The 10392-nt window shown below is 69.9% G+C and carries 10 protein-coding genes and 1 pseudogene; 8 read left to right on the top strand and 3 right to left on the bottom strand.

Annotated features, from left to right (window positions below):
* Positions 1-99 precede the first annotated feature (99 nt).
* Entirely contained in the window at positions 100-1632 is a 1533-nt protein-coding gene (dacB, locus tag LGM42_RS24785; protein WP_226233491.1) for a D-alanyl-D-alanine carboxypeptidase/D-alanyl-D-alanine-endopeptidase, read from the bottom strand.
* A 186-nt stretch (positions 1633-1818) separates the two neighbouring features.
* On the opposite strand from dacB, the gene LGM42_RS24790 reads away from it, so the two are divergent.
* The 6 genes from LGM42_RS24790 (at position 1819) to LGM42_RS24815 (ending at position 7197) form a co-directional block, all read left to right on the top strand.
* Positions 1819-2481 (top strand): response regulator, encoded by a 663-nt coding sequence (locus LGM42_RS24790; protein ID WP_050014536.1) that lies wholly within the window; start codon positions 1819-1821, stop codon positions 2479-2481.
* 3 nt (positions 2482-2484) lie between these two features.
* Positions 2485-3831: an ATP-binding protein gene (locus LGM42_RS24795; RefSeq protein ID WP_060315136.1), complete on the top strand. Its 1347-nt coding sequence runs from the start codon at positions 2485-2487 to the stop codon at positions 3829-3831.
* Positions 3832-3949: 118 nt separating this feature from the next.
* A complete protein-coding gene (locus tag LGM42_RS24800) occupies positions 3950-5431 on the top strand; it encodes a DegQ family serine endoprotease (protein ID WP_059578544.1) in 1482 nt (493 codons plus the stop codon).
* A gap of 103 nt (positions 5432-5534) precedes the next feature.
* Entirely contained in the window at positions 5535-5972 is a 438-nt protein-coding gene (locus LGM42_RS24805) for a carboxypeptidase-like regulatory domain-containing protein (protein WP_226233493.1), read from the top strand.
* A 129-nt stretch (positions 5973-6101) separates the two neighbouring features.
* A complete protein-coding gene (locus tag LGM42_RS24810) occupies positions 6102-6461 on the top strand; it encodes a DUF427 domain-containing protein (protein WP_059578538.1) in 360 nt (119 codons plus the stop codon).
* 28 nt (positions 6462-6489) lie between these two features.
* On the top strand, positions 6490-7197 hold the full coding sequence (locus LGM42_RS24815; protein ID WP_059578536.1) for a CoxG family protein: 708 nt from the start codon (positions 6490-6492) through the stop codon (positions 7195-7197).
* A gap of 59 nt (positions 7198-7256) precedes the next feature.
* Here LGM42_RS24815 and LGM42_RS24820 read toward each other — a convergent pair whose 3' ends face one another.
* Positions 7257-8264, bottom strand: a complete 1008-nt coding sequence (locus LGM42_RS24820; protein WP_226233495.1) for a helix-turn-helix domain-containing protein — start codon at positions 8262-8264, stop codon at positions 7257-7259.
* Between the two features lie 154 nt (positions 8265-8418).
* Between LGM42_RS24820 and LGM42_RS24825 the strand changes: the two genes are divergently transcribed.
* Entirely contained in the window at positions 8419-9084 is a 666-nt protein-coding gene (locus tag LGM42_RS24825) for a cysteine hydrolase family protein (RefSeq protein WP_059578530.1), read from the top strand.
* A gap of 37 nt (positions 9085-9121) precedes the next feature.
* Here LGM42_RS24825 and LGM42_RS24830 read toward each other — a convergent pair whose 3' ends face one another.
* On the bottom strand, positions 9122-9763 hold the full coding sequence (locus LGM42_RS24830; RefSeq protein WP_059578528.1) for a TetR family transcriptional regulator: 642 nt from the start codon (positions 9761-9763) through the stop codon (positions 9122-9124).
* A gap of 400 nt (positions 9764-10163) precedes the next feature.
* On the opposite strand from LGM42_RS24830, the pseudogene LGM42_RS24835 reads away from it, so the two are divergent.
* Positions 10164-10392: pseudogene (locus tag LGM42_RS24835) on the top strand (efflux transporter periplasmic adaptor subunit); the annotation flags it as partial.

Here is a 10392-nt window from a genome sequence, read left to right on the forward strand (position 1 = left end):
TCGCGCGAGGGTGGCGGGGGCGTTTCAAACCGCGCGGGGAGCGGCGTGGGTCGCCCGGGCCGCCCTGTCGGGACGGCCCGATGCACGATGCGCGGATCGTCAGTGCGCGCCCGCGTAGATCCACTCGAGCAGCGTGTCGTGCGCGGCGCGCGCGGCTTCCGCGTGATCGTCGTTGATGAAGCTGACGACGACGTAGCTCTGCCCGTCCGCCCCGGCGACGTAGCCGGCGATCGCGCGCACGTCGCGCAGCGTGCCGGTCTTGATGTGCGCGTTGCCGAGCACGCCCGCGTTGGTGAGGCGGTTCTTCATCGTGCCGTCGATGCCCGCGATCGGCAGCGAATCGACGAACGCCTGCGCGACCGGGCTCGCGTTCGCGGCCTGGAGCAGCGCGGCGAGCGACAGCGCGCTCACGTGCTCTTCGCGCGACAGCCCCGAACCGTTCTCGAGCACGAGGTCGGGCATCGCGATGCCGTTCTTCTGCAGGAACGCCTGGATCGCGCGGCTCGACTGCTCGGGCGTCGCGGGCGGCTTGCCGCTGACCGCCCCGATCGTCAGGAACAGGTTGCGCGCCATCACGTTGTTGCTGAACTTGTTGATGTCGTAGACGATGCTGCCGAGCACCGGGCCGTGATGCACGGCGAGCGGCCGTGCGGTGGTCGGCACCTTGCCTTCGCTCACCGGCCCCGCGATCGTGCCGCCGTCCTGCTGCCACAGCGCGAGGAAGCCGCGCGCGAAGAACGTCGTGTGATCGAGGATCGCGAGGTTGGTCGTGTGCGCGCCGCAGCGCAGCGGGTAGTCGCCGGCGAACGACGCGGTCATGATCCCGCCGCCGGCCGTCAGCGTCGGGCGCGCGGCCGCGGCGGCCGCGCTGCACGAGCCGGCGCCTTCGACGAGCCGGTTGTCGATCGACAGGTCGGCGAGCGGCGGCAGCACGTCGACGGCGACCTTGCCGTCGTCGCCCGGCGTGACCGTGAACGACACGGCCTTGAACGCGTACAGCAGCGGATCGGGGCCGACGTTGTACGGCGCGCTCGCATCGTCGTCGAACGACGGCAGGTCGCGCGTCGACGCCGCGAAATAGCTCTTGTCGAGCACGAGGCCGCCGGCCACGCGCTTCACGCCGGCCTTGCGCAGCTTGTCGACGAGGTCGATCAGCTCCTCGGGCACGAGCTTCGGATCGCCGGTGCCCTTGATGTACAGGTTGCCCTGCAGCGTGCCGTCGGGATCGACCGTGCCGTCCGTGTACGCGGTGGTGCGCCAGCGGTAGTCGGGGCCGAGGATCGACAGGCCCGAGAAGGTCGTCACGAGCTTCATCGTCGAGGCCGGCATCATCGGCCGGCTCGCATTCCACGCGATCAGCGGCTGCGGATCGCCGACGCGCTCGACCACGACGCTCATCGACGACGCCGGCACCTTCGCGCGCTGCAGCGCGACGAGCACGGACGCAGGCAGGCCGGCCGCGCGTGCGGCGGGCGACACGACGGCGGTCTTGCGCGCTTCCTTGTGGGGTTTCTTGCGGGCCTGCGCGGACGGTGCGAACGCGAGGGCCGTGCAGGTGGCGACGACGGCGGCCGCGCGCAGGCAGACGCGGGCGCGCGGGGCGAACCGGGCGGAAAGATCGGAAATCGGCATGGGCGAATACGGGAAAAGCAGGGGCTCGGGCAGGGCGCGCGCGGGCGCCGAAGCGCACATTGTAGAGACAAGTCGGGGCAGGTCCCTTGCAATCCGCCTTACTGTTGCATTGCACGGTGCCGCGCACGCGATTCGCGGCGCTACAATGGTCGCCGTGTTTGATTCGCCCCATGGATGCCTGTCGCGATGCGGATTCTGCTTGTCGAAGATGATCGAATGATTGCCGAGGGCGTGCGCAAGGCGCTGCGCTCGGACGGCTTTGCGGTCGACTGGGTGCAGGACGGCGACGCGGCGCTCACGGCGCTCGGCGGCGAGACGTACGACCTGCTGCTGCTCGATCTCGGCCTGCCGAAGCGCGACGGCATCGACGTGCTGCGCACGCTGCGCGGGCGCGGGCTGGCGCTGCCGGTGCTGATCGTCACCGCGCGCGATGCGGTCGCCGATCGCGTGAAGGGGCTCGACGCCGGCGCCGACGACTATCTCGTCAAGCCGTTCGACCTCGACGAGCTGGGCGCGCGGATGCGCGCGCTGATCCGCCGTCAGGCCGGGCGCAGCGAGTCGCTGATCCGCCACGGCGCGCTGACGCTCGATCCGGCTGCGCATCAGGTGACGCTCGACGGCGCGCCCGTCGCGCTGTCCGCGCGCGAGTTCGCGCTGCTCGAGGCGCTGCTCGCGCGGCCGGGCGCGGTGCTGTCGAAGAGCCAGCTCGAGGAGAAGATGTACGGCTGGGGCGAGGAGATCGGCAGCAACACGGTCGAGGTCTATATCCACGCGCTGCGCAAGAAGCTCGGCTCGGACCTGATCCGCAACGTGCGCGGGCTCGGCTACATGGTCGTCAAGGAAAGCTGACGCGTGCGGTCGATTCGTCATCAATTGCTGATCTGGCTGCTCGCGATCGTCGTCGCGGGCGTGGGCATGGCGGGCTGGCTCATCTACCGGCAGGCGCTCGCCGAGGCGAACGAACTGTTCGACTACCAGTTGCAGGAAATCGCCGCGGCGCTGCCGTCGGAGCCGTTCTCGCAGGTGTTCGGCTCGCGTACCAACGGCGACGAAGGCATCGTGATCCAGATCTGGAATCGCAACGGCGTGCTGATGTACTTCTCGCATCCGCGCGCGCCGATCGCGCCGCGCGCGGAGCTCGGCTTTTCGACCGAGCGCACCGATCGCGGCGAATGGCGCGTGTACGGCGCGATCGTCGGCGACAACGTCGTGCAGCTCGCGCAGCCGCTGTCGGTGCGCAACCGGCTGGCGGCCAACGTCGCGCTGCGCACGCTGTGGCCGCTGATCGTGCTGCTGCCGTTCCTCGGCGCGGCCGTGTGGATGATCGTCGGCCGCGGGCTCGCGCCGCTCGGCCGCGTGACGCGCGCGGTCGAGGCGCGCCGGCCGGAAGCGCTCGACCCGCTGCCCGACGCGCGCCTGCCGCTCGAGGTGCAGCCGCTCGTGCGGGCGCTGAACGGGCTGCTCGCGCGGCTGTCGGCGGCGCTCGACACGCAGAAGGCGTTCGTCGCCGACGCCGCGCACGAGTTGCGCACGCCGCTCGCGGCCGTGCAGATCCAGGCGCAGCTCGTCGCCCGCGCGAAGGACGATGCGTCGCGCGGCGAGGCGATCGCGGATCTCCAGGACGGCGTGTCGCGCGCGACGCGTCTCACCGAGCAACTGCTCGCGCTCGCGCGCGCGGAGCCGGACGGTGCGACGATGCGCGAGCCGGTCGACCTGCAGGCGCTGCTTACCGAGTGCGTGGCCGCGCATGCGCCGCTCGCGCAGCGGCACGACATCGATCTCGGCTTCGAGGAAACGTGCGCGGCGAGCGTCGTCGCGGACGTCGGCGCGCTGCGCGTGATGTTCGGCAACCTGCTCGACAACGCGGTGAAGTACACGCCGGACGGCGGCCGCATCGACGTATCGCTGACGCGCGACGCGGCCGGCCGCGCGTGCGTGCAGATCGCCGACAGCGGGCCGGGCATTCCGGCCGACGAGCGCGAGCGCGTGTTCGACCGCTTCTATCGCGACAGCACGGCGCGGGCACGCACCGACGTGTCGGGCAGCGGGCTCGGGCTCGCGATCGTCAAGCGCGTGGCGGCGCAGCAGGGCGCGACGGTGTCGCTTGGCGATGCGGCCGCGGGCGGCCTGCTCGTCAGCGTCGTGTTCCGCGACGCCGAGATGCCGACCCAGGCGCCGCAGCCTTCCGAATCCGCCTGAAGGGCGAGCCGGGCCGCCGGTAGCCGCGCGGCAGCCGCTTAAGCCTCGCTTAAGGCTGATTAAGCCTCCTTTAAGTCAGGGTCGTTACGCTGCGTCCTAACAACGAGGAGGTCCTACGATGAACACCCGATTCCTTGCGCGCGGCACCGTCGCGGTCGCCGTGGCGGCCGCCCTGTCGGCAGGCTATTTCGCCGGCACCCGCCGCGCCGATCCGCAGATCATCACGCCCGCGCAGGCCGCCATGATGCCGGCCGAAGCCGCCGCCAAGACCGGCATCCCCGATTTCTCCGGGCTCGTCGAAACCTACGGCCCGGCGGTCGTGAACATCAGCGCGAAGCATGTCGTGAAGCAGGTCGCGCGGCGCGCGCCGCAGCCGCAGCTGCCGATCGATCCGAGCGACCCGTTCTACCAGTTCTTCAAGCACTTCTACGGCCAGGTGCCGGGCATGGGCGGCGACGCGCAGCCGGACGACCAGCCGAGCGCGAGCCTCGGGTCGGGCTTCATCGTCAGTTCCGACGGATACATCCTGACCAACGCGCACGTGATCGACGGCGCGAACGTCGTCACGGTCAAGCTGACCGACAAGCGCGAATACAAGGCGAAGGTCGTCGGCGCCGACAAGCAGTCCGACGTCGCCGTGCTGAAGATCGACGCGAGCGGCCTGCCGACCGTGAAGATCGGCGACCCGGCGCAGAGCAAGGTCGGCCAGTGGGTCGTCGCGATCGGCTCGCCGTACGGCTTCGACAACACGGTCACGTCGGGCATCATCAGCGCGAAGTCGCGCGCGCTGCCCGACGAGAACTACACGCCGTTCATCCAGACCGACGTGCCGGTGAACCCCGGCAACTCGGGCGGCCCGCTGTTCAACCTGCAGGGCGAGGTGATCGGCATCAACTCGATGATCTACTCGCAGACGGGCGGCTTCCAGGGCCTGTCGTTCGCGATTCCGATCAACGAGGCGATCAAGGTGAAGGACGAGCTCGTGAAGACGGGCCACGTGAGCCGCGGCCGTCTCGGCGTCGCCGTGCAGGGGCTGAACCAGACGCTCGCGAGCTCGTTCGGGCTGCAGAAGCCGGACGGCGCGCTCGTCAGCTCGGTCGACGCCAACGGCCCCGCCGCGAAGGCGGGCCTGCAGCCGGGCGACGTGATCCTGTCGGTCAACGGTTCGCCGGTCGCCGATTCGACGTCGCTGCCCGCGCAGATCGCGAACCTGAAGCCGGGTTCGAAGGCCGACCTGCAGATCTGGCGCGACAAGTCGAAGAAGTCGATCAGCGTGACGCTTGGCGCGATGGCCGATGCGAAGCTCGCATCGAACGACGGCGGGCCGGTCGAGCAGGGCCGCCTGGGTGTCGCGGTGCGCCCGCTGTCGCCGCAGGAGCGCAGCGCCGACAACCTGTCGCACGGGCTGATCGTGCAGCAGGCCGGCGGGCCGGCCGCGAACGCGGGCATCCAGCCCGGCGACGTGATCCTCGCGGTGAACGGCCGCCCGGTCACGAGCCCCGAGCAGTTGCGCGACGCGGTGAAGGGCGCGGGCAACAGTCTTGCTCTGCTGATCCAGCGCGATAATGCACAGATCTTCGTGCCGGTCGACCTGAGCTGACCGGCAGCGGCCGCGGCCGGCCAGCCCGGCTGCGGCGGGCGCCGCCGCCGTGCGATCGCGTGACGCTGCGCCCAGTATGTGTTCCGACCCCAAGGAGAGAGCCATGCAAAATCTACGCAACGTGTCCCGATTTGCCGTCGCCGCGGCGCTGGCCGCCGGCCTCGCAGCCGGCGCGACCGGCGCGTACGCGCAGGCGGACGGCTTGCCCGCCGCGCGCCAGCAGGGCGACGTCACCTTCGTGTCCGGCGGCGTCGGGCTGGACGAATCGACGGCGTTCCAGCGCAGCGAGGCGCAGTGGCCGCTCGCGCTGCGCTTCACCGGCAAGGGCGGCGAGTTCCTGGCCGACGTCCATGTCCGGATCGTCGACGGCAAGGGCGCCGAAGTGCTGAAAACCGATGCGCGTGGACCCTACATGCTCGTGAAGGTGCCGCCTGGGCGCTACACGGTGCACGCGTCGTACCAGGGTAGCGACGAATCGCGCGCCGTCACGGTCGGCGCGAAGGGCGGCGCGAAAGCCGCGTTCCAGTGGAGTGCGCAGTAGCCCGCCGCACGCGGCCGCGATCCCGGTCGCGCAATCGGACGAAGTTTCGCCCATAATGAAAGCCACGGCATGCGTGCCGTGGCTTTTTCGTTTCCTGCCCCGGCCTGACTGCCGCCCGAAGGAGAGACGATGTCCGATGCAGCCGACCCTCGACTCGAAATCGTGCCGAACCGTCATCGCGTGCGCGTGATCCATCGCGGCATCACCTATGCCGATTCGCACGGTGCGCTGACGGTCCGTGAGGCGGGGCTTCCGGACATCCATTACCTGCCGCGCGGCGACGTCAACATGCGCCGGCTCGTGAAATCGGGCGTCACGTCGGCCTGCCCGTTCAGGGGGCAGGCCGTGCATTTCGACTTGCAGACGGAAGACGGCGTGATCGAGAACGCCGCATGGAGTTACGAACAGCCGAAGGAGGCGGCGGCCGTGCTCGCGCTCTACGTCGCCTTCGATGTCGCACGGGTCGACAGTCTCGTCGAGACGTCCTGATGCGGCGCGCGTTCATCGGGGAGGCGACATGGAACTGAACGACACGTTACGCGTACCGCTCGCGCCGCCTGTCGTGCGGGACGCGCTGGAGGATCTCGCACTGCTGCGCGCGAGCTTCGATCATTGCGAATCGTTCGTGAAACTCGCGCACGGCGAGTTCGCGCTGACGATCACGGTGCCGCTCGGCCCGCTGCGCGCCCGCTACGACGTGCGCGCGCACGCGGCCGCCGAGCAGGGCGACGCGCAAGGGCAGCCGCGCCGCGTGCTCAACTTCAAGGCGCGGGCCGACGGCCTCGGCGCGCTGCGCGGCCAGGTCGAACTCGTGCTGATGCCGGATGACGATGCGACCGCCACGCGGATCGAGTACGTGGTCTGGGCCACCGCGAGCGGGCCGCTCGCCGAATTGCCGGGGCGGCAGATCGACAATGCGCTGCGGGAATGGACCGACACGTTCTTCCGCGAGTTCAGCGCGGTCGTGCAGGCGAAGCACGGCCTCGCGCCGAATCGCGCGAGCGCTTCTGCGCAGCGGCGCCAGCATGTGTTCCTGCGGCCCGCATCGCTGATGGCCGCGACGAAGCGTTCGCTGCCGCCGCATCTCGGCGGCGCGCTGAGCGGGCGGGCGGCGAGCGCGCTCCGGCATCGCGATTCCGGCACGGTGCCCGTGTGGGCCTGGGCGGCGATGATCGTGTTCGTCGCGCTGCTGCTTTACGCGGCACGCTGGTTCAACGGCGGCTGAGCGGCCGATCGGCCGCCCGGTTCCGCGTCTCGGCCCGCGCTGCGCCCGCACGACGGGCGTCACCGTCCCCCGCCGGCACCGGCTCCGGCGCCGCGAAATTCCCTCCGATACGCAGACGGCGACGTGCCGAGCGCGCCCGTGAAATGCTGGCGCAGCGACACGCTCGAGCCGTAGCCGGCCGCCTGCGCGATCGCGTCGATCGATTGGCCGGTGGTTTCGAGCAGAAGCCGCGCACGTGCGAGCCGCTCGGCCTGCAGCCACGCGGTGACGGTCGTGCCGGTCGCCTGGCGGAAGTGGCGCGTGAACGTGCGCCGGCTCATCAGCACGCGTTCGGCGAGCGAATCGACGCTGTGCGCGGCGTCGAGATGGCCGCGTACCCAGTCGAGCAGCCCCGCTAGCCGCGCGTCGCGCGGGTGCGCCGCGACCGGCTGCGGCACGTACTGGGCCTGCCCGCCCTGACGGTGCGGCGGGATCACGAGGCGGCGCGCGATGCGGTTCGCGGCGTCCGAGCCGAAGCGCCGCCGCACGACGTGCAGACAGCAGTCGAGGCCTGCCGCGGTGCCGGCCGACGTCATCAGGTTGCCGTCGTCCACGTACAGCACGTCCGGATCGAGCTTCACGCGGGGAAAGCGCTGCGCGAAATCGTCGGCCCACGCCCAGTGCGTGGTGGCCGGGCGACCGTCGAGCAGGCCGGCCGCGGCGAGCACGTAGGCGCCGAGGCACAGGCCGACGAGTTCCACGCCGCGCGCGGCGACCGCGCGGACCGCATCGAGCAGCGCGTCGGGCGGCGTTTCGTCCGGGTCGCGCCACGAAGGCACGATGACGATGTCCGCATCGTCGAGCGCGTCGAGCCCGTACGGCGCGGTGATCGTGAAGCCGCCCGTCGTCGCGAGCGGGCCGCGCTCGACCGAGCAGACGCGGAACTCGAACGCGGGCGACACGGCCGCGTCGCGTGCCTGACCGAACACGACCGACGGCACCGACAGGTGGAACGGGCTGATGCCGTCGTACGCGATCACCGCGACGACGGTCGGAATGGAGCTGACGGGCGACGCGGCGGCGAGCATGGCGCGGTTCCGGGAAGGTGATGGCCCGATTCTATCGAAGAATGGCTATCGGGCCACTATCAGCGCGGGTCGCGCGCGCCGACAATGCATCGCATCGCACTGCTGGCCGTCCCGCTCCGGGGCGGGGCAGCGCCTCCCCGACCAGGAGATCGCCATGTCGAACACGGCCCCGCATTCCGCTTCCCGTCCCGCTGCCCGTCGCGCACTGATCGTGATCGACGTGCAGAACGAATACGTGACCGGCAACCTGCCGATCGAATATCCGCCGCTCGACGTGTCGCTGGCGAACATCGGCCGCGCGATCGACGCCGCGCACGCGGCCGGCGTGCCGGTGATCGTGGTTCAGCACGTCGCGCCGGCCGGCGCGCCGATCTTCGCGCCAGGCACCGACGGCGTCGCGCTGCACGCGGTGGTGGCCAGCCGGCCGTACGCGCATCGGATCGAGAAGGCGCAGGCGAGCGCGTTCGCCGGCACCGATCTCGCCGCGTGGCTCGACGCGCACGGGATCGACACGCTGGCGGTGGCCGGCTACATGACGCACAACTGCAATGCGTCGACCGTCTATCACGCGGCGCATGCGGGGCTGAAGGTCGAGTACCTGAACGACGCGACGGGCGCGCTGCCTTACGAGAACGAAGCGGGCGCGGCGAGCGCCGAAGAGATTCACCGCGCGTACGGGGTGGTGTTCCAGTCGAATTTCGCGGCGGTGATGTCGACCGACACGTGGATCGCGGGGCTGGCCGGCGCGGCGATGCCGGCGCGCGATTCGGTGGCCGCGTCGAACCGGCGGGCCCGCGCGCGGCGCGCGAAGGCGGCCTGACCCGGTACGGCGACGCGGCGCGCGATGCGCCGCCCGGTCAGTCGCCGTCCTTCAGCATCGCCGGGCTGTAGCGCAGCATGTCGAAGCAGCCGTCGACGAGCTTTTCCGCATGCTGCTCGGCGTCGATCTCGTCGGGCAGCATCAGCATGTCGCGCACGAAGCCGCTGACGAGCGTGTGCAGCATCAGCGCCGCACGCCACGTATCGAGCCGCTCGGGCAGCAGCTTGAGCCCCACGGCCGCCGCGAGATCGGCGTCGATCATGTGCAGCGCCTCGCTCATCCCCGCGCGGTTGCGCTGCAGCAGCGGCTCCATGTCCGCGACGTACTCGCACTTCATGAACAGGATGCTGAACACGCGCCGCAGCTGTGCGTCGCGCTGCACGCCGAGCAGGCACCAGATCAGGATCTGGCGCACCTTCTCCAGCGGATTGCCGCCCGGCGCGTCGAGCGGTATCCGCTTCAATTCGTCGATCGGCAGGAACACGCGGTCGAACATCGCATCGAACAGTTCGCTCTTGTTCGCGAAATGCCAGTAGATCGCGCCGCGCGTCACGCCGGCGTGCTGGGCGATGTCCGCGAGCGACGTGTGCGACACGCCTTTTTCGAAGAACACGTGTTCGGCGGCGTCGAGAATGCGATTGCGCGTCTCGAGCGCCTCCTCCTTGGTACGTCTGACCATGTGCAGGCCTAATTGGATCGATCGTGGATGAATATAGGGTCCGCAACCCCCTCGTCGCCGCCATGCGGACAGGCTATGCTGGCGGTTGGTAACAATCCGTAAGACTGAACAGCCGGCGGAGCACGAACGGGCTTTTTACATACATTCGTGAATGTATATACAATACCACCCTACGATCGAATGACCCAAGTGGCAATCAGTTAATATCCCACTCTGCTGATTCCCGCCCTAGTATCAGTCCGCAGTTCGCGGCATCCCCGTCGGCACGGAGGTCTCGTGCCGACGTGCTGTATCCAGCAGTCCAGTAATTCGGTGTTCGATCTGCGCCGCGAGGCGCATCCGTGTTGCGCTCCCGCCGGGTGCCGCACTTATTCCATTGGTTACACACAGAGGTCGCTCCATGCGCGTCGAACGGGTTCCATACCGCTTGATCACTGTCGCGGCAGCCGCGGTTTTCCTGGCTGCCTGCGGAAAAAAAGAATCGGCACCTCCGCCGCAAACGCCGGAAGTCGGCGTCGTCACCGTCCAGCCGCAAGCCGTACCGGTCTTCACCGACCTGCCGGGCCGCACCAGCGCATTCCTCGTCGCGCAAGTGCGTGCACGGGTCGACGGCATCGTGCTGCGCCGTG

Source organism: Burkholderia sp. AU39826, from assembly GCF_020419965.1.
Taxonomy (GTDB): Bacteria; Pseudomonadota; Gammaproteobacteria; order Burkholderiales; family Burkholderiaceae; genus Burkholderia; species Burkholderia semiarida.

What these genes read in the sequence shown, in the direction of transcription:
- LGM42_RS24815 (WP_059578536.1), top strand. Translation starts at nt 6,490, where the DNA reads ATGGAACTGAACGACACGTTACGCGTACCGCTCGCGCCGCCTGTCGTG.
- dacB (WP_226233491.1), bottom strand. Translation starts at nt 1,632, where the DNA reads ATGCCGATTTCCGATCTTTCCGCCCGGTTCGCCCCGCGCGCCCGCGTC.
- LGM42_RS24805 (WP_226233493.1), top strand. Translation starts at nt 5,535, where the DNA reads ATGCAAAATCTACGCAACGTGTCCCGATTTGCCGTCGCCGCGGCGCTG.
- LGM42_RS24820 (WP_226233495.1), bottom strand. Translation starts at nt 8,264, where the DNA reads ATGCTCGCCGCCGCGTCGCCCGTCAGCTCCATTCCGACCGTCGTCGCG.
- LGM42_RS24790 (WP_050014536.1), top strand. Translation starts at nt 1,819, where the DNA reads ATGCGGATTCTGCTTGTCGAAGATGATCGAATGATTGCCGAGGGCGTG.
- LGM42_RS24830 (WP_059578528.1), bottom strand. Translation starts at nt 9,763, where the DNA reads ATGGTCAGACGTACCAAGGAGGAGGCGCTCGAGACGCGCAATCGCATT.
- LGM42_RS24825 (WP_059578530.1), top strand. Translation starts at nt 8,419, where the DNA reads ATGTCGAACACGGCCCCGCATTCCGCTTCCCGTCCCGCTGCCCGTCGC.
- LGM42_RS24800 (WP_059578544.1), top strand. Translation starts at nt 3,950, where the DNA reads ATGAACACCCGATTCCTTGCGCGCGGCACCGTCGCGGTCGCCGTGGCG.
- LGM42_RS24810 (WP_059578538.1), top strand. Translation starts at nt 6,102, where the DNA reads ATGTCCGATGCAGCCGACCCTCGACTCGAAATCGTGCCGAACCGTCAT.